We start from the raw sequence: 18518 nt of genomic DNA on the forward strand, positions 1-18518 counted from the left end.
CCGGCCGTGTCGCGTCAGCGCCTACGCGCCCGCACGCCACCAGTCGTCGAAGGGCGTCGCCGGCACCTGGCGCTTGTGCTCCGTCGCGCGGTAGCGCGACTCGATCGCCTCGGCGACCTCGACCGGTACGTCGTGGCCCTGCAGGTACGCGTCGATCTCGGCGTAGGTGAGTCCGAGGTTCGCCTCGTCGGTCTGCCCGGGCAGTTCGTCGAGCAGGTCGGCGGTGGGTGCCTTCTCGTACAGGCGAGCCGGTGCGCCGAGGTGCTCGAGCAGCTGCCGCCCCTGGCTCTTCGAGAGCCCGGTGAGCGGGGTGAGGTCGACGCCGCCGTCGCCGTACTTGGTGAAGAAGCCCGTCACCGCCTCTGCCGCGTGGTCCGTGCCGACCACCAGCAGGCCGCGCTGCCCGGCGATCGCGTACTGGGCGACCATGCGCATGCGCGCCTTGACGTTGCCCTTGACGAAGTCGCTCAGCTCGACGCCCGAGGCCGCGGTGTCCTGCATGACCCCGTCGACCCCGTGCTCGATGTTCACGGTGACGCCCGGGTCGGCCGCGATGAACTGCAGGGCGAGCTGGGCGTCGTCCTCGTCGGCCTGCACGCGGTAGGGCATGCGCACGGTCGTGAACTCGGCGGGGTGCCCCTCGGCGCGGAGCGACTCGACCGCGAGCTGGGTCAGGCGGCCGGCCAGGGTGGAGTCCTGCCCGCCGCTGATGGCGAGGAGGTACCCCTTCGCCCCGGTCGTCAGCAGGTAGTCGCGCAGGAACCCGACACGACGGGCGACCTCCTGCTCCGGGTCGATGGTCGGCTGGACGTTGAGGTCCGCTGCGATGGCGGCTTGGAGTTCACGCACCACCCCAGTATCACGCCGATCCGGCTCCGTGGACCGGCGGGTTCCCGAAGACGTCGATCGGATCGCCCGGGAGCTCCCGGGGCGGCGGTGACCCGATCACCACCGCCCCGGGGATCCGCGACGACCCGAACGCGTCGCGGACCCGGTGAGGCGGACGCCGGTACCCGCCGGCGTCCGCCCTGGTCAGGCGCGACGAACTCGTCGCGCCGGGATCGCGGTGGGTAGTCCGTGGTGTGGCACGGTGCCTCCTCCCCCGACGGGCTCTCCGCCGCTGATCCGCCCCCGGTGGTGAGCCGGGGGATGTGGGGCCCGTCGAACGGGCCGAGGGCGGTTGGTGAGGCCGCTTGCTGTGGAAGGTATCAGGGTCCGGGCAGGACTCGACACCCCCGTTCTGGGGTCACGACTCTTACTGCCTTCGTTGACAGTTCGATGGCTAACAGTTAGAGTCCTGATCATGCAGGCACCGGACTTCACGACACCGCTCCAGCTCATGCGGTGGATCGGATGGGCACAGCGCAAGGGCGCCGAGGAGTGGGTCCGTGAACGCGACCTCACCCACGAGCAGTCCTTCGTGCTCGGGTACCTGCAGGAACACCCCGGCGCCATCCAGCGGGACGTCGCCGAGGCCACCCGGACCAGCGCGGCCAGCGTCTCGAGTCTCCTGCAGGGGCTCGAGCGGCGTGGCCTGATCGAACGACGACCGGACGCCACGAACGGGCGGACGAAGACGGTGCACGCCACCCAGGCGGGCATCGACCTCATCGCCGGGTTCACCGACGCGATGGTCGCCCTCGACGACTCCTTGCTCGCACCCCTCGACGAGGACGAACGCGACACCCTGCGGCGACTGCTGCAGAAGGTGACCGCGGAACTCGCGCCGCCGACCCGCTAGCCGCACCGCCGCACCACCGGCGCCACGCGCGCCACCGCACCGACCCGCTCACGCACCACGCGCCTCCCGGCCGGATCCGCCGGCGCGCCCTCGCGACCCCGCGATCCCGCGCCTTCCCGACCCGCGACCCTGCGATCCCGCGACCCCACCGGTCGCGCGCTCCCCCCTGCCGTGCCGGCGTCCGTCGGCGCGCCCACCGCCATGCCCGGAAGGGAACCGTCATGTCCACCACCACCACCACCGCTGCGGCGACGAACCGCTGGTACCTCTCCGCTGCCCCCATCGCCCGAGCCCTGGTGCACCTGTGCGTGCCGATGGCCGCCGCGATGGTCGTCAGCGCCCTGTACAACGTCATCAACGCGGGCTTCATCGGCGCCCAGCACGACACGTCCCTGCTCGCCGCGATCACCTTCGGCACGCCGCTGCTCGGCCTGGTGATGGCCGTGGGCGGGGTGTTCGGCGTCGGCGGCAGCGCGTTGATGTCCCGGTTGCTCGGCGCCTCGGAACACGATCCCGACAAGGCGCGGGACATCAAGCACGTCGCCTCGTTCGCCCTGTGGGGAGCCGTCGTGACCGGCGCCGTGCTCGGCGTCGTCGGACTCCTGCTGCTCCGCCCGCTCGTCGCCGTCCTCGGTGCCGACGCGGCAGCGGTCCCCGCCACGAGCGAGTACGTCGCCGTGATGCTCGCGTTCGTCCCCGTCCTCGCCGCGTCCTTCGCGCTCGAGCAGATCGTCCGCTCGGAGGGCGCCGCGAGGCAGGCGATGATCGGCCTGGTCCTGTCCACGGTCGGCAACCTGGTGTTCGACGTCCTGTTCATCCTGGGGCTGCACTGGGGTGTCGGCGGCGCCGCACTCGCGGTGGGCCTGGCCAACGTGGTGTCGATCGCCTACTGGGTGACGTGGCTGCAGCGGAACAGCGAGAACGTCAGCTTCGCGCCGAAGTGGTTCACCCTGCGGGCGGACATCCTGAAGCCCGTGTTCGGCATCGGCGTCGGCGAGCTGCTGCAGTCCGCGTTCCTCATCGTCACGACACTCGTCCTCAACAACCTCGCCGCCGCGTACGGTGACGACCCGCTGGCGGCGATGGGCGTCGCGGTCCGCATCGCCCAGGTGCCGGAGTTCCTGGTGATGGGCGTGACCATCGGCGTGCTGCCGCTGCTCGCCTACGCGTTCGGCGCGGGCGACGCCGATCGACTCCGCTCCGGCCTGCGCGCCGCGGCCCTGACCGTCGGCGGCATCGTGCTCGTCTTCTCCGGCACGGTCTTCGTGTTCCGCGAGCAGGTCTTCACGATCTTCTCCGGTGACCACTCGGTGCTCGCGATCGGCATGACGATCCTGACGGCACAGCTCGTCGCCGCCGTCGTCAACGGGTTCACGGGACTGCTCACCTCGCTGTTCCAGGCGACCGGGATGGTCATGCCCGCGATGGTGCTGTCGATGGCGCAGGGCGTGCTGTTCATCCCGATCGTGATCGCCGGCAACGTCTGGTTCGGGCTCGCCGGGATCATCTGGGCACTCACCGTCACCGAGGGCATCGTGTTCGTCGCCGCGGTCGTCCTCTGGCTGTCGACGCGGGGCCGCATCGCCCGAGGCCTGGCCGAGGGCAGCGCGGCACGCGCCGACGCCGCGCTGGAGGCCGCCCCCGTGGCGTGAGGCGCGTCGCCCCCGGCGTCACGCACCACGTGCGGACGGGAGGCCCGGTGCCGGTCCGGCGCCGGGCCTCCCGTCCGTCGCGTGGTCGCGTGACGTGCGCCGCGTGCGCTTGGTGAGCAGAAATGGTCGGGTGCGCGCGTGCGACCCGACCATTCCTGCTCACGAAGTGGGCTTGCGCCGCGCGCGCTCCGCGCTACGCGCTGCGACCGCGCCGCAGCAGCAGCACGACGACCGCGCCGGCCACCAGGACGGCTCCGGCGCCGAGGCCGATCCACACGCCCGGCGCGATGCCCGGCGACGAGGACGGAGCACCGTCCGAGGCTCCGGTGGCCGTCGCGGTGGCACTCGACGTCGGAGCGGTGCTCGCCGTCGGGGTCGGAGTGACGCTCGCGCTCGGGGTCGACACGGGCGCTGCAGCCCGGTACTCGAACGCGAGCGTGCCCTCGATCGGGTGGCCGTCCGGCGACACGTACCGCCAGAGCACCGTGTAGTTGCCCCGGTCGAGGTCGACCGCGCGGCGCATGGTCGTCCCGGAGACCGTCACGTCACCCGTGGCGACTTCGGTGCCGGAGGCATCCGTCACCTGGATCCGGAGTCCGGCGTCGAGGCCGGCGAGCGGCGCTTCCGAGAAGGTCAGGTCGACGGACTCGAGCGGTTCGGTGACGACCGCCCCGTCCGCCGGGGTACTGCTGGTCAGGGCCGAGTGGGCCGACGCGGGCTGGACACCGACGAGCGTCAGCAGTCCCGCCGCGACGATCGCCAGTGCCGCCGCCGTGGTTCGGGCTGTGCGCATGCGCAGACTCTACCGACGGTCGAGCGGCAGCCCGCTGGGGGTCAGAGCTGCTCGCCGAGGAAGTCCGCGTAGGTGGGCTCGTAGCGCGCTTCGCTGACGCTGACGAGCTGGTGGCCGGTTCCTTCGAGGCGTTCGGCGACGAGGGCGGCGAGGTCTTCGGGCGAGCGGAGGCCGTGGCGGTGCCAGGCGTTCTGGATGGTGGCGGTCATGGCGACCAGCCCTTCGTCGAGATGATGCGCATCTCGGATCCGTCCGGGTCGACCCGCTGTGCCAGACCTCACAGATCGTGAGGAGCATCGTGACGACGAGTCCCTGATGACTGACCCGGTACCGCAACGATACGGTCGCGCCGGAGCGCCGTCGAGGCGGATGCGTTTCGCGGCTGACCGACGCGGCGGACCGGCGAGGCGGGTGCGCTGTAGCGTCGGCCCATGGAGATCCTCTTCGTCCACGGCGCGCTCGTCCGCGACGGCGACTGGTGGTGGCAACCCACCGCCGACCTGTTATTCGACCGCACCGGTGTCCGCAGTCGATCGGTGGCACTGCCGTCCTGCGGCGAGGGCCCGTCCGGGCGCCCCGAAGGCGGTCTCGTCGAGGACGCGGCAGCGCTCCGGGCCGCGCTCGACCGCAACGACGGCGCGATCGTCGTCGGGCACTCGTACGGTGGCACGGTCATCGCCGAGGCCGGCCCGCACGATGCCGTCGAGCACCTGGTGTACGCGTCGTCCTACCTGCCCGACGTCGGATCGGCCCAGGCCGGGATCATGTCGGACGAGCCCGATCCGGTGGCGATCGGTGATGCCGGGGACGGAGCCCTGGCAGTGGTCGGGTACGACGCCTCGTCGTTCGGCGCGCGGTTCCTGCAGGACGCCGACCCGGAGGTGCAGCGAGCTGCGTGGGACCGCGTCACCGCCCAGTCCGCTGCCGCGTTCGTCACGCCGACCACCGCGGCGGGCTGGCAGGGCGTCGACTCCACCTACCTGGTCTGCACCGAGGACCGGAGCACCACCGTCTGCCTCCAGCGAGCGCACGCGGCACGGGCGACGCGGAGCGTCGACGTCCCCACCGGGCACCATCCCTTCATCACCCGGCCCGACCTGGTCGTCGAGCAGCTCGAACTGCTGCTCGGGAGCACCGCCGCCTGAGACGTCGCGACGACGGACGGGAGGCCCGGTGCCAGCTGGCACCGGGCCTCCCGTCATCAGTGCGTCGCGCCCAGGGCGCGGCTCCGCTCGATCAGTCGGTGCCGGAGTCGAAGGCAGCGCCCTCGGACGCGAGGTCCGTGCGACGACCCATCGCGTCCTCGGCGTCGGAGGCGACGATCGCGCCGCCGAGGATCTCCTCGGCCTCGCCCGCCTCGAGCTCGCCGACGAGCTCGGCCGTCGCGCCACCGATGAGGCCCGCGGCCGCGTACTGCTCGAGCCGCGAACGGGAGTCCGCGATGTCGAGGTTGCGCATGGTGAGCTGGCCGATGCGGTCGTCCGGTCCGAAGGCGGCGTCGCCGACGCGCTCCATCGACAGCTTGTCCGGGTGGTACGACAGCGCGGGGCCCGTGGTGTCGAGGATCGTGTAGTCGTCACCACGACGCAGGCGCAGCGTGACCTCGCCGGTGACGGCGGAGGCGACCCAGCGCTGCAGCGACTCGCGGAGCATGAGGGACTGCGGGTCGAGCCAGCGGCCCTCGTACATCAGGCGACCGAGACGGCGACCCTCGTTGTGGTACGAGGCGACCGTGTCCTCGTTGTGGATCGCGTTGAGCAGGCGCTCGTAGGCGATGTGCAGCAGCGCCATGCCCGGAGCCTCGTAGATGCCGCGGCTCTTCGCCTCGATGATGCGGTTCTCGATCTGGTCGGACGCACCCAGGCCGTGGCGGCCACCGATGGCGTTCGCCTCGTAGACCAGGGCGACCGCGTCGGTGTACTCGACGCCGTTGATCGCGACGGGGCGACCGGCCTCGAACCGGACGCTGACGATCTCGGTCGCGACCTCGACGTCGTCACGCCACGCGGCGACACCCATGATCGGCTCGACGATGTCCAGGCCGCTCGACAGCTCTTCGAGGCTCTTCGCCTCGTGCGTCGCACCCCAGATGTTCGCGTCGGTCGAGTACGCCTTCTCGGTGGAGTCGCGGTACGGGAACCCACGGGCGACGAGCCACTCGCTCATCTCCTTGCGGCCGCCGAGCTCCTCGACGAACTCGGAGTCGAGCCACGGCTTGTAGACGCGCAGACGCGGGTTGGCCATCAGGCCGTAGCGGTAGAACCGCTCGATGTCGTTGCCCTTGTAGGTGGAGCCGTCGCCCCAGATGTCGACGCCGTCTTCCTTCATCGCGCGGACGAGCATCGTGCCCGTCACCGCGCGGCCGAGCGGCGTCGTGTTGAAGTACGTCTTGCCGCCGGAGCGGATGTGGAACGCACCGGTCTGCAGGGCGACCAGGCCCTCTTCGACCAGGGCGCTCTTCGCGTCGACCAGTCGGGCGATCTCGGCGCCGTACTCGTGGGCGCGGCTCGGGACGGCGTCGATGTCGGGCTCGTCGTACTGGCCGATGTCGGCCGTGTACGTGCAGGGGATCGCTCCCTTCTCGCGCATCCAGGCAACGGCGCAGGAGGTGTCGAGACCCCCTGAGAACGCGATGCCGACTCGTTCGCCGACGGGGAGACTGCTCAGGACCTTGGACACGGGGTCAATCGTACGGGGCCAGCGGGCTCGACTACCGTCCGGGGCGACGGTTGTGGAGAACTCCGGGCCGCTAACAGGCCCAAGGGCACAATCAGGCTGACGGCGCATGCCGCCGACCGGCCGGCTGCGCGGCCTGGTCGACGTGTGAGAAATGCAGTCGGTCGCGACCGCGGTCATGGGGACCGTGGTCGCGGCCACCGTCATCTGACGACGGCGCTGATGCAGATCAGACGGCCGGCTCGAGACCGACGATGTCGGCGACGTCGTCGGGCTCAGTGAGATCGACTGCAAGCGCGGCTGGCTGCTCCACCTCGAGCGTCTCGACCCCACGGAGTTTGCGCGAAACCGCCCGTGTCCGAGTGCCGGCGTCCGCAACCGTCTTCTGGGCTGTGGCGAGCTGCTTCTCGAGCTTCTCCCAGACCATCCCGTACTTCTCGAACTCGCCCTTCGCAGCGCTGAGCACCTTCCAGACCTCGGAGCTTCGCTGCTCGATCGCCAACGTCCGGAAGCCCATCTGCAGGCTGTTCAACAGCGACATCAGCGTCGTCGGACCCGTGACGAGGACCCTGTGATCGTTCTGCAGCTTGCTCGCCAGCCCCGGCTGACGGATCACCTCAGCGAACAGCCCCTCGGTCGGTAGATACATGATTGCGAAATCGGTAGTTTTCGGCGGCGCGATGTACTTGGCAGAGATGATCTTTGCCTGGGCGATAATCGCGCGTTCGAGCATCTTGGCCGCACCGTCGATCGCTGGCTTGTCACCCTCGTCCTGCGCGTTCAGCAGGCGCTCGTAGTCCTCCTGCGGGAGCTTCGAGTCGATGGGGAGGTAGACCGCCTCTTCCGCAGTGCGCCCGGGAAGTTTCACTGCGAACTCAACGCTCTCGGCTGTCCCCTCCTTGACGACGACGTTCTGCTCGTACTGCTCGTGCGTCAGCAGGTCCTCCAGCTGACGCGAGAGCTGGACCTCGCCCCAACTGCCACGGCTCTTGACGTTCGTCAGGACCCGCTTCAGTCCACCAACGTCGGTAGCGAGCGCCTGCATTTCGCCGAGCCCACGCTGCACCAGTTCGAGACGCTCGCTGACGAGCGCGAACGACTCCCCGAGACGCTTTTCGAGCGTGCCCTGCAGCTTCTCGTCGACCGTCTCTCGCATCCGCTCGAGCTTCGCTTCGTTGCCCGTGCGAAGCTTGTCGAGCTCTTCGCGCAGCGACTCCTGCAGCTGCCGCTGCTTGTCGGAATTACTCGCCTGAAGCTGCTCAATCGTCGCCCTCACCGCGTCGAGCTTCTCTTCGTTGCCCGACTTCATCCGGCCGAATTCAACGCGCACCGACTCCTGAAGTTCCTGGTGCTTTGTCGAGTTCTGCTCGGTGAGGACACGAACACGTTCCGCGTTGCTCTCGAGCGCCGTGGCGTTCGACTGTTCAAGCTTCTCGACGGATTCGCGGATCTTCTCGAGCTTCGCCTCGTTCGCAGCGCGCAGTTCTTCAAATCGCTTCTCGACCGAGGAGCGAAGTACAGCATCAGCGGCGAGCGCGGCCTGCGAGTGCTCATGGAACTTGTCTCGGAGGTGAGCCAGCCCCTGGTCGAGGTTCGCACGGAGTTCCGTCTGGTTCGTCCGCTGCAACTCGACCGCATGGTCGGCCGCCATCTTCTGGTCCCCGAGTATCGCAGTTAGCCGAGCCTCAAGAGCGCGACTCCCGTCTCCGATGGCTGAGCCGAGCTCCTGTCGTTGCGCGCTCAGATCCTGCCGGAGCCCACTACCGACCGCAGCGAGCGCTCGCTCGTCGATCTGCGGAGCGGCGCTGCCGTTGCGACGGACCGCGAGCATGACGAGGACGATGATCGTCAAGACGAGATTGATCCCGAGCACGATGGTTGTAATGGTGAACACTGTCATCCCCTGACGGCCGCTTGCCTGGCCCCCAGGCACGATCACCCTAAGCCACCTCATCCCCGTATGGTGCCCCCAAAGTGCGGGTCGGGTACGCCGAACGCACGTGGTACGTCTGTTTGACGCCGAAAACAGCGCTCGGCTTCCGCAACACGCGTATTCAGACAGGTCGACATAGTTCGGTAGCTGGCACACCCGGTCCCGGACAAGGCCGGGGGACCCCGGTTGCACACCGGAGCCGTGCTCATGGTGCGCCCAACGGAAGCCTTCCGGAAATTTCGAAGCGCGCCGGAGATACCTGACGGCGATCATGGCGGATAGCCGTCGGGCGGATTGCGAAGCGAACGCATGTACCCCTTCCCAGAGGCACGCGATTCTCCAGAGCGCGGGCGGGTGCTTCTCCGGGGGCAACGGGGCGACCAGCCATCGTGACTGGGGTGGGCAACCACCGAGATTCCCCACGTTTCAAACGCAGACGATCGCCCTGCTCGATTCTGTCAACAGAACGAGCCGCGCCCCCTTGGGCCCCAAGCACAACAGCAACTTTCGATGCTAGCTCGTGAGACATGACTGACGAATCAATCCCTCCAGCGCTCTACAACGCCCGCAAAGGCGTCGTCGAACCAATCCTTCTTCCATTCCTTGTGGAACTTAACGTCGTTAGAGGCAGGCCGGTCTGTAATCTCATCAATACGAGTCAGCGACGGGAGCGCAACGGCGTCACCGATAAGGATCGCCTCTCGTTGTTCGAGCGATGCCAAGGAGTCTGTGATTGCAGACAAATTGTCCGGAAGAAGCCGCTTCACGTACCTCTGATCATTCGGGTTCGTCAGTCGCATGGCGACGAAGTTATTGCACTGAGAGAACACGGTCTCTGATATTTCCGACGGACGCTGGCTAACGATCATCAAGGAGATCCCATACTTGCGCCCCTCCTTCGCCACTCTTTCAATAGCCCGTTTAACCGAGCCGTACTTCGCGCCCTCACTTTGCGGAATGTAGTTGTGCGCTTCCTCGTAGACTAAGAGGTAGGGCAGTTCCAGGCCGTCTTTTGCGTGAAGCTTCTTGAAGTGGAAGCTAAAGGTAAAGACCAAGCGGGTGATCAGAGAGACTACGACACTAAGTACGTCGAAGGGAATTCCGCTGAGGTCGATAATTGTAATATTGCTTCTATCGTCCCCGTAGCCCATGAACTGTGCAATCAGATCCGAAAGATCGTCGGTTTTGTATTCAACTCCCTCGACGTTCTCTGGAGCGAGGAGGAAATCCAAACGATGGTCATTCTTGCGGCCTTCAAGTCGCATCAAGAACCGATTAAACTCCCCTGCAAAAGGGCCAGCAGTTGCCTTCGTGGCCGCGGCAGCGGACTGCTCCACGAAATCGACTTTCCGGTCAAAATACAGCCTCTCTCTATTCGATATCAGGCCGTCAACTTTCGACTTTGGCGCGTTCTCCCCATTCACCCTACTGATCGTCTCGGAGTTGAGATTGTCCAGGTACCGAGTGACTTCCTCCAGGGAAAAGTAAACTGGGGAGTCGTAGGACACTCTCGCCGGACTGATACCTGGATTGTTCTTTTGCTTATTGGCGATTACGGCACCGCGGAATTGGGAAACTTGATTGTGAGAGTTCTGCTCATTGCTCTCGATGAACATCTCCTCAAGCTCCTCGGCGTTCATCAGCCAATAAGGCAGCTTGATCTCCTCCGCACCAATAACATGCGCATCAGGGAACGCCGGCGCGTACTCACCGTGAATGTCAAAAATGATGACGTGAGAGTTATTCAAAACACCCGGGGCCCGTTCGCCGTCTCCGGCGCGCAAGCCCTCCTGGAGAATCGCAGCGACCGTCGATGACTTACCCGATCCGGTAGATCCCACGACTCCAATGTGCTTCCCGAAAAACCTGTCGCCGTGCAACGCAACTCGCACAGATTCGTCCTGAACCAAGGTGCCGAAAGAAAACCGATCGGCGGCTTCGACAGAGCTGTAGATCTTTTCGAGAAGATCCTTGCCGGCGATCGAAACATTCTGGGGCGGAATCGTGATCTGCTTGCCGCCACGCATAAATGTGCCGTTCTCAAGACGGCCGACCGGTTGCAGCGAGAGGACAAATTTCGGCCCAGTAGGTGCATCTTCGGCGCCAATGGCGTCCTTGATTCTGAACCCCTGGACTACCGCAATAAGCTTCGAATCCATGTCGTCGGAGATTTCGAGGTAGCTGCCAATTTGGATCTTCTCCTCGAGATCAGCATATGCCGCCGTCGAACTAACCTCGATCTCGATCGCATTGGGAGTTACAGCAACTACTTTCGCTAGGTCGTTCATATTCATGCAATCTCCTCCAAGAGATGCGCGTATTCTGCCGGCGCAAAGTGTCGCAGGGAAATAACCTGATCGGCAGCCTCAGCCATCCACGGCTGCTCGTCGCCGATGGAAATAAATCGAGAAAGTTCGAAGGTACTCGGATCGACGTTTTGATAATTCGACCGGCGAACCAGCCTTATCACGAAGGACGCTTTTGCTATTCTATCTCCGGACCCGCGGACATTAACGATCGGCGACTGAACAAAGAATTGCGGATGAAAATGCAGGTCCTCATGCCCGTCGTTGAAGGGTACGCCCGACTGGACCAGCGCAACTTTCAGGGCTCGAACAAATTCGGGTTCACCGTCGACAATCACGGTCCACGGCTGAGCGTTCTTAAGCCGACCAACATGCACCCGCCCCAGCGACGCACACAACTCGCTGATTTGCTTAATATTAGCCTGTGCGACCTCCACATAGAGGGCCCGCTTTTTTTTCGGATCATTAAATCCGCCCGCACGAAGCCTTTTCTTCTGCGCAGCCAAGTAACGGTCGGCTCCAATTGACTGCATATGCCACTTATCGAACAGAAGGTCCTTGACTTGCAGATGCTCCATTAGATCTCGTCGCACGACAGACCTCGCGGACTCTTCCTTCAGCATGGCACGAGAGTGCACGAATTCGCGTGCCTTCGCCAGATAAATGGCGACCACCTCGTCTTCGTCGCACCCCAGTGCATCCCTGAGCTCACGACGGAGGGCCTTTGCTTGCGTCGCGAAGGACTCTCCACGTTCGATGCGCAAGCGGGAGCAGAATTCTTCTAGATCCCCTTGCGACACACCTGTGAAGTATTCCACAACCCCTTCGGTTCTAGAATTGAGGGTCAGACACTCCTTCATCTGCGCAACAGAGAAAACTGTGGGCATCGAACGAAAGTCCCTGAAGTGCACGTGTAGTACATAGTTCCATCCCGCTCCCGTCTTGAAATGCTCAAGCATGAGACGGACGGGATCGCGCAATGTTTTTGGGGAAATATAGGATTGTCCCGCGAAGTACTTCACTTGGACAGCTTGACTCTCCCCAACCGAGTGCAGGTCGATGTCCTCAATACCCTCAATCTCCAACTGATCGAGAGGGTCCGCCCGTAATAACGCAATTGCCGTCTTGTCAAATTGGTATTCGTAGCCGGCAATCGCGGCGTGCGCCGACCGCGAGCTGGTTGATCCGGCAGTATTCTGAGTCATCCCATCCCCCATTGCGACTCGAGCGCGACGCATCCACAAAACGTTGTCTAGCACGAAATCGTTGACGCCATCCGCGCGCGACTCAAAGATGGCTAAATCGCGTCGATTACCCAATCGCTCACAAACCTTAGCGGGGCAATGACTGCCGAACAAGGGTGGCGGAAAGGAATAGCATTACTCGCGGCGAAAAGGTCCGGTTCGACAAGCCGATCGGACCACTCAAATCCCAGCATACAAGATGCATTTTGTCAATATCAGTGCCCCTGGAGGGACTCGAACCCCCAACCGTTTCCTTAGGACGGAACTGCTCTTCCATTGAGCTACAGAGGCTGGCCCGTCCACTCTAGCGGCGGAAGGGCCCCAGGAACGCGTGCAGTTCGTCGACGAACAGGTCGGGCTGCTCGAACGGCGCGAAGTGCCCGCCGCGGTCGAGTTCGTGGTGGAACACGAGGTTCGTGGTGCGCTCGAGCCACTCGCGCGGCGCCCGCACGATGTCGCCGGGGAAGATCGAGAACCCGGACGGCACCTCGACCCGTCGCTCCAGCTGCTCCGCCGGGATCGCCGCGTTCGCGTGGTACATCCGCATCGCCGAGCCGATCGTGGCGGTGGCCCAGTACTCGGTGAGCAGCGCCAGGACCTCGTCGCGCGTGTAGACCGACCACAGGTCCCCGCCGCAGTCGCTCCACGCCCGGAGCTTCTCGACGATCCAGGCCGCGAGACCCGCGGGTGAGTCGTTCAGCCCGACGGCCGCCGTCTGCGGCTTCGTCCGGTGCAGCATCGCGTAGGCACCCTCGGCGGTGCGCCACCGATCGGTCGCGGCGACGAAGTCCCGCTCGGCGGCGGACAACGTCGATGGATCGAGGCCTGGCCAGGCGAGCCCGCCGTCGATGCGGTGCACCGCGACGACCCGGTCGGGGTGGTCGAGTGCCAGGTAGCGGGCGACGTGCGTGCCGATGTCACCGCCGGACACCGCGAACCTTTCGTACCCCAGGTCCGTCATCAGCGTCGCCCACATGCCGGCCACCTGCCGGGCGTCGAGCACCTGGGGCGGTGCATCCGAGAAGCCGTACCCGGGCATGTCCGGCACGACGACGTCGTACCCGGCGGCGACGAGCATCGGCAGCACCTTGCGGTACCGCCACCCGGAGTCCGGCCAGCCGTGCGCGAGCAGGACCGGCAGGGCGTCGGGCTGCGGAGCGCGGGCGTGCAGGACGTGGACGCCGATGCCGTCGACGACGACACGGCGCGAGGGCAGCGCAGCGAGCTCGGCGCGGTGCGCGTCGAAGTCGAACCCGTCGGCCCAGTACTCGACGAGCGGGCGCAGGACGTCGAGGTCCACGCCGAGCGACCAGCCGACCCCGGCGGGTGCGTCCGGCCAGCGCGTGGCGCGCAGCCGCGCGCGCAGGTCGTCGATGGTCGCGTCGTCGATGTGCGGTGTCTCGCCCATGCGGCCGACGCTACTCAGCGCCACCGACGCAGATGGGCGAGCGGGGACTGGGCCGCTCCCCCTGGCGGACCGACTGCATGTCCGCACAGGCTGTGACGAGCCTCCCGGCGGCGTTCACCTGGCGGACACCCGTGCATCCTCTGCCCGCCACGGGGTGCGTCGACGCTGGTCGGACCGCGCCGGTCCCGGCGTGACGGCACGTACCCAGGAGTCCCATGATCTCGCTCGTCTGCCTCGACATGGCAGGAACCACCGTCGACGACGGTGGCGTCGTCCTCGACGCCTTCCGCACCGCGCTCACCGACGTCGGCCTCGAGCACGGGAGCTCGGAGCACGACCGCGCGGTGCAGTACGCGGTCGACACCATGGGCCAGTCGAAGATCGCCGTGTTCACGGCGCTGTTCGACGGTGACGGGGTCCGCGCCGAGGCGGCCAACACCGCCTTCGAGCGCGCCTACGCAATGACCCTCGACCGCGGCGTGCGGCCGGTGGACGGCGCCGTCGAGACGCTCGTCGCCCTCCGCGCAGCGGGGCGACGGATCGCGCTGACCACCGGGTTCTCGCCCACGACGCGCGACGCGGTGCTCGACCTGCTGGGTTGGCGGCCGCTGATCGACCTCGCGCTCTCCCCCGCCGACGCCGGACGCGGGCGCCCGTACCCGGACATGGTGCTCACCGCCGTGCTCCGGACCGGCACCGACGACGTCCGTGACGTGGCGGTCGTCGGGGACACCGTCGCCGACCTGCTCACGGGACACCGCGCCGGCGCCTCCGTCGTGGCGGGCGTGCGGACCGGGACGCACCAGGACGCCGACTTCGCGACGGTCGCGCACACCCACGTCCTCGACTCGGTCGCCGAGCTGCCGTCGGTACTCGCCGACGCCGACGCCGACGCCGACGCCGCCAGGGTGTGACGACCGCGTGACGACCTCACCGGTGCCGGAGGCCACCGGGGCCGCACCGTTCGCGGGCGTGGTCGGATGCTCCGCGACTGACGGTCCCCCTCAGCCGAGGACCGCGGGCGCGATGCCGAGGCCGGTCGTCATGCCGATGCCCGTGGTGACCGTCACGACGTCGACCCCGGGGACCGGCCGGTCGATGAGGAACTCCCGTCCCGGGGCCGAGGCGTAGACGCCCTGCCACCGGTCGATCACGGAGACCGGCGCACCGAACAGCCGCTCGGTCTCGGTGACGAGCAGCCGGAAGCCGTCCTCGTCCTGGAACGGCGGCGCGTCGACCCCGCGCTCGTGGGTGTCCCCGACGATGACGCTGCCGTCCGGCGGCGACGTGTACATCTGGTTGAGGTCCCACCGGATCCCCTCGGGCAGGTCGGCGGCGAGCCGGTCCCGCAGGGCACCAGCTCCGGGCATCGCGGCGAACCCCGAGTAGCGCAGCAGCGACCACCCGGTCAGCAGCGGTGTGGCGAGCGGGAAGGCGAGCGGGATCGTCGCACGCAGCATGTGGAGCCGGCAGCGGACCAGGCCGATCGACTCGGCGAGCTCCGGGAAGAGCTGGTCGAGGTCGTGGTTGGTGCAGACGACGATCCGGGTGCCCTCCACGACGCCACGACCGGTGCGGACGGCGCCGGTGGTGACCTCGAGCACGGGGGTGCGCCAGTGGAAGGTGACCCCCTGCTCGGCGAGCCAGCGCGCGATCGCGGGTGCTGCCTCCCGGGGGTCGACCTGCAGGTCGTGCGCCAGGTGCGCGCCGCCGAGGGCCGAGCCGGGGTCGACCGGAACCGCCGCTGCGATCTCGGCCGCGTCGGCCAGCCGCAGGTCCGCGCCGGAGTCGCGGTACTCCTCGAGCACCGCCAGCTCCTCGGGGCGACGGGCGACGACGTGTGCACCGCGTTCGCGCGCCGTGAACCCGGCGAGCTGCGCGAGTGCGAGCCAGCGGCGGCGTGCTTCCTGGGCGTACCCGGCTGCCTCGCCGGTCTGCGGGGTGACGCAGGCGTGGCCGAAGTTCCGGACACTCGCACCGACGACCGCGCCCGCGCGGTCGACCACTGCCACGCGGGCACCCTGCCGGAGCGCCTCGTAGGCCATGCCGAGCCCGACGATGCCCGCGCCGACCACGACGACGTCGTACCGTTCGGTCAGCGGCTGGTGGTCCGTCTCGGTGTCGAGTGCGGTGCGTGCGGAGCGGGGCATGAAGACCTTTCGGGCGCCGCGGAGCGCCGGTCCGGTGCGGATGCCGCAACTGTCGCAGGTCAGCGGTGGGGCGGGGTTCCGTCCCGGTGCACACGGCGTGGACGGCAGGTGAAATCGATCGGCGCCCGTCCCGACAGCCCGGCCGGGTCAGCTGGCCTCGGTGCCGCCCGGCGTGGCGCGGTGGTCACGGCGACTGCGGAGTGTCTCACGCGCCACGCTGATCGCGATCGCGACCGAGAGCGCGATGAGGATGATCTCGATGACTCCGGTGGTTGCCGGGGGCTCGGCGCCCTCGTGGTCGCGGCCCGCGGTCTGCAGGAACAGCGCGGCGTCGTTGAGCCCGTGCAGGAGCATCGGCACCCACAGCTTCCCGGTGGCGCGGCGGGCCGCGTAGAAGAGGGCTCCGTCCATGCTGAGGAACGCCACCTGGACCAGGACCAGGCCGAGCGGGAGTCCGGCGATCACGAAGCCGACCACGTGGGCGAGGCCGAACATCACCGAGGAGACGATGAGGACGACGAACTCGGAGTGGTGTGCGCGGAGCGCGGTGACGAGGATCCCGCGGAAGAACAGCTCCTCGCCGACGCCGACGCCGAGCGCACCGATGAGCACGACGACGATGATCCCGACCGACGCCTCGGACCACGGCACGAGGCTGTACAGGATCACTGTCGAGACGAGGGACAGCACCGGAGCTGCGAGCCACCACCAGCGCCGGGGTCGGCCGACGGCGACGGCCGGTTCTCGCCAGATGTCGTTCCACCAACCCGAACGTCGGGCGAAGAACACTCCGGCGGCGATCATGATGCCGACCGGGATCCAGGTGCCGGCGAGCCAGTCCGCGATCGGGTGGTTCTCCCCGTCGACGACCACACTGAGCAGGTTCCCCACCCCGGCGGCCATGAGGACGTAGACCACACAGGCGACGAGGGCGATCCAGAACAGCCGCGGGACCTCGCGACGCCCATCGACTTCGGCGGTCATGCGGCCACTCCCTGCTGGTCGGTCTCGGTCTCGGTCCCGGTCTCGGTCTGGGGGCTGCTGACTCGGCCCTTGATGAAGAAGAGCACCAGGAGTGCGAGCACCGGGTAGGCGAAGTTGAAGATCCCCGCGAAGCCGATCAGCCCGGCGTCCCCGGCGGCCGCAGCGGTGGTGTCGATGCCACCGGTCGCCAGGATCGTGGTCGGGTCGGTCGCCGCGTGCAGGAGCATCGCGGGGACGATGCTGCCCGTGACCCGCATCGACAGGTAGAACATCATGCCGGCGCCGAACGTGTACACGACCGTGACGGCCACCGTGACGAGCGGTGTCCCTCCGATGGCGTTCGAGGCGTGCATCAACCCGAACAGCAGCGACGACAGGAGCGCGACGGTGCGTTCGGTGTGGTGCCCGCGTCGGAGGAGGTTCACGGCGACGCCACGGGCGATGAGCTCCTCGGCGAACCCGATGCACAGACCGAGGAACAGCACCGCGAAGACCACGGAGACCGAGTACGACGACCAGTTCGTCGCGACGAGCCGGATCACGATCGGGACGAGCAGCAGGACGACGGCGATCCACATCCACCCGCGTCCGGGCAGTGGCTGGCGACCGAAGACCTCGCGCCCCCATCCGAGCGTGCGGACGAAGACCAGGGTGAGCAGCCCCATCACGATGATCGGCAGGGCGACGCCCACGACGGCTCCGCGGGGTGAGCCGAACAGCTCGTCCGCGGTGATCCCACTGGCGAGGGTGTGGGCGTTCAGCCAGCCGAGCCCCTCGTAGACGGCGAGGTAGAGGATGACGGCCAGCACCGCGCGCCACCAGCCGCCGCGGTTCCAGAACCGCTGCCACGGGTTCCGTCCCGCTGCCGTCTCGGTCGACTGCCGTGCTCCTGCGGCCATGCTGTCCTCGTGGGTCTCGGTCGTCGGGGCGTCTGGTGACTGGTCCTCACGTCAGCGTAGTGCGAGCCCGGAACGCTCCGGGGGCCATGGACGCGCGACGGACGGACTGGAGGCCCGTGGCGGCGTCGCCACGGGCCTCCAGTCCGTCTCCTGGTGCGTACCGACAGCCGCTACGCGGCCACGAGGTACTCGTCCCACTCCGCCTGCGGACGCTCGATGCCGCGCACGACCCACGAGGACCCGTGCGGCACCTTCGGCGGGAACCGGAGGCGCCACCCCATCTCCTGCGGGGTGCGGTCACCCTTGGTGTTGTTGCAGGCCAGGCAGCAGGCGACGAGGTTCTCCCACGAGTCCTGCCCACCGCGCGACCGCGGCTGCACGTGGTCGATGGTGGTGGCGTGCCGGCCGCAGTAGGCACAGTGGTTGCTGTCCCGACGCAGCACACCGCGACGGGACACCGGCACGAGCCTGGAGTGCGGGATGCGCACGTAGCGGGTGAGGATGATGACGGACGGACGGTCGTAGCTCGACGTCGACCCGGTCACCGGGTGTTCGACGTCGGCGGCGACGATGGCGGCCTTCTGGTTCATGACCAGCACGAGGGCTCGTCGGAACGAGATCACCGCGAGGGGCTCGTAACCGGCGTTGAGGACGAGAGTGCGCATGGGTTCCCTTCCGACGTGCCTGGACGGCTTCCAGGCGCTGCGGGTGCGTCGGACCGACGACGCGAAC

The 18518-nt window shown here is 67.4% G+C and carries 16 protein-coding genes and 1 tRNA gene; 4 read left to right on the forward strand and 13 right to left on the reverse strand.

All coding sequences use genetic code 11. From position 1 onward, the window contains the following. Positions 1 to 21: 21 nt before the first annotated feature. Positions 22 to 849 carry an NAD(+) synthase gene (gene nadE / locus DEI96_RS15550; protein WP_110863289.1) on the reverse strand — a complete coding sequence of 276 codons (828 nt, stop codon included), beginning with the start codon at positions 847 to 849 and terminating at the stop codon, positions 22 to 24. A gap of 454 nt (positions 850 to 1303) precedes the next feature. On the opposite strand from nadE, the gene DEI96_RS15555 reads away from it, so the two are divergent. Continuing rightward, on the forward strand, positions 1304 to 1741 hold the full coding sequence (locus DEI96_RS15555; protein ID WP_111024304.1) for a MarR family winged helix-turn-helix transcriptional regulator: 438 nt from the start codon (positions 1304 to 1306) through the stop codon (positions 1739 to 1741). Positions 1742 to 1962: 221 nt separating this feature from the next. Then, positions 1963 to 3393 (forward strand): MATE family efflux transporter, encoded by a 1431-nt coding sequence (locus tag DEI96_RS15560; protein WP_111024303.1) that lies wholly within the window; start codon positions 1963 to 1965, stop codon positions 3391 to 3393. 193 nt (positions 3394 to 3586) lie between these two features. Here DEI96_RS15560 and DEI96_RS15565 read toward each other — a convergent pair whose 3' ends face one another. Next, positions 3587 to 4186 carry a copper resistance CopC family protein gene (locus DEI96_RS15565; protein ID WP_111024302.1) on the reverse strand — a complete coding sequence of 200 codons (600 nt, stop codon included), beginning with the start codon at positions 4184 to 4186 and terminating at the stop codon, positions 3587 to 3589. 41 nt (positions 4187 to 4227) lie between these two features. Next, a complete protein-coding gene (locus DEI96_RS15570) occupies positions 4228 to 4395 on the reverse strand; it encodes a hypothetical protein (protein ID WP_155896891.1) in 168 nt (55 codons plus the stop codon). Between the two features lie 222 nt (positions 4396 to 4617). Between DEI96_RS15570 and DEI96_RS15575 the strand changes: the two genes are divergently transcribed. Next, entirely contained in the window at positions 4618 to 5331 is a 714-nt protein-coding gene (locus DEI96_RS15575) for an alpha/beta hydrolase (RefSeq protein ID WP_111024301.1), read from the forward strand. Positions 5332 to 5422: 91 nt separating this feature from the next. Here the strand turns inward: DEI96_RS15575 and argG are convergent, their stop codons facing one another. From argG to DEI96_RS15605, 6 genes are all read right to left on the reverse strand, one after another. Next, the gene (gene argG / locus DEI96_RS15580) at positions 5423 to 6865 is read right to left on the reverse strand and encodes an argininosuccinate synthase (RefSeq protein ID WP_042540079.1); all 1443 of its coding nucleotides are present in this window, start codon (positions 6863 to 6865) and stop codon (positions 5423 to 5425) included. Positions 6866 to 7091: 226 nt separating this feature from the next. After that, the gene (locus DEI96_RS15585) at positions 7092 to 8762 is read right to left on the reverse strand and encodes a DNA recombination protein RmuC (protein WP_258372915.1); all 1671 of its coding nucleotides are present in this window, start codon (positions 8760 to 8762) and stop codon (positions 7092 to 7094) included. 572 nt (positions 8763 to 9334) lie between these two features. Beyond that, positions 9335 to 11089 carry an ATP-binding protein gene (locus DEI96_RS15590; RefSeq protein WP_111024300.1) on the reverse strand — a complete coding sequence of 585 codons (1755 nt, stop codon included), beginning with the start codon at positions 11087 to 11089 and terminating at the stop codon, positions 9335 to 9337. Then, the gene (locus tag DEI96_RS15595; RefSeq protein WP_146246941.1) at positions 11086 to 12306 is read right to left on the reverse strand and encodes a hypothetical protein; all 1221 of its coding nucleotides are present in this window, start codon (positions 12304 to 12306) and stop codon (positions 11086 to 11088) included. Before DEI96_RS15595 ends, DEI96_RS15590 begins: the two co-directional genes overlap by 4 nt. 258 nt (positions 12307 to 12564) lie before the next feature. Then, positions 12565 to 12636: transfer RNA gene (locus DEI96_RS15600), tRNA-Arg, on the reverse strand. Positions 12637 to 12649: 13 nt separating this feature from the next. After that, on the reverse strand, positions 12650 to 13753 hold the full coding sequence (locus DEI96_RS15605; protein WP_111024299.1) for an epoxide hydrolase family protein: 1104 nt from the start codon (positions 13751 to 13753) through the stop codon (positions 12650 to 12652). A gap of 215 nt (positions 13754 to 13968) precedes the next feature. Here DEI96_RS15605 and DEI96_RS15610 point away from each other — a divergent pair, with 215 nt between their 5' ends. Then, on the forward strand, positions 13969 to 14667 hold the full coding sequence (locus DEI96_RS15610; RefSeq protein WP_111024298.1) for an HAD family hydrolase: 699 nt from the start codon (positions 13969 to 13971) through the stop codon (positions 14665 to 14667). Between the two features lie 90 nt (positions 14668 to 14757). On the opposite strand, the gene DEI96_RS15615 is transcribed toward DEI96_RS15610, so the two are convergent. The 4 genes from DEI96_RS15615 to DEI96_RS15630 form a co-directional block, all read right to left on the reverse strand. Next, positions 14758 to 15903, reverse strand: coding sequence for a TIGR03364 family FAD-dependent oxidoreductase (locus DEI96_RS15615; protein ID WP_111024297.1), 1146 nt, complete (start codon positions 15901 to 15903; stop codon positions 14758 to 14760). 147 nt (positions 15904 to 16050) lie between these two features. Further along, a complete protein-coding gene (locus tag DEI96_RS15620; protein WP_111024296.1) occupies positions 16051 to 16887 on the reverse strand; it encodes a CPBP family intramembrane glutamic endopeptidase in 837 nt (278 codons plus the stop codon). Further along, a complete protein-coding gene (locus DEI96_RS15625; RefSeq protein WP_111024295.1) occupies positions 16884 to 17786 on the reverse strand; it encodes a CPBP family intramembrane glutamic endopeptidase in 903 nt (300 codons plus the stop codon). The genes DEI96_RS15620 and DEI96_RS15625 overlap by 4 nt, the downstream gene beginning before the upstream one ends. A 170-nt stretch (positions 17787 to 17956) precedes the next feature. Further along, the gene (locus DEI96_RS15630; protein WP_111024294.1) at positions 17957 to 18451 is read right to left on the reverse strand and encodes an HNH endonuclease; all 495 of its coding nucleotides are present in this window, start codon (positions 18449 to 18451) and stop codon (positions 17957 to 17959) included. Positions 18452 to 18518: the final 67 nt, after the last annotated feature.

Source organism: Curtobacterium sp. MCLR17_031, assembly GCF_003234775.2.
Classification (GTDB): domain Bacteria; phylum Actinomycetota; class Actinomycetes; order Actinomycetales; family Microbacteriaceae; genus Curtobacterium; species Curtobacterium flaccumfaciens.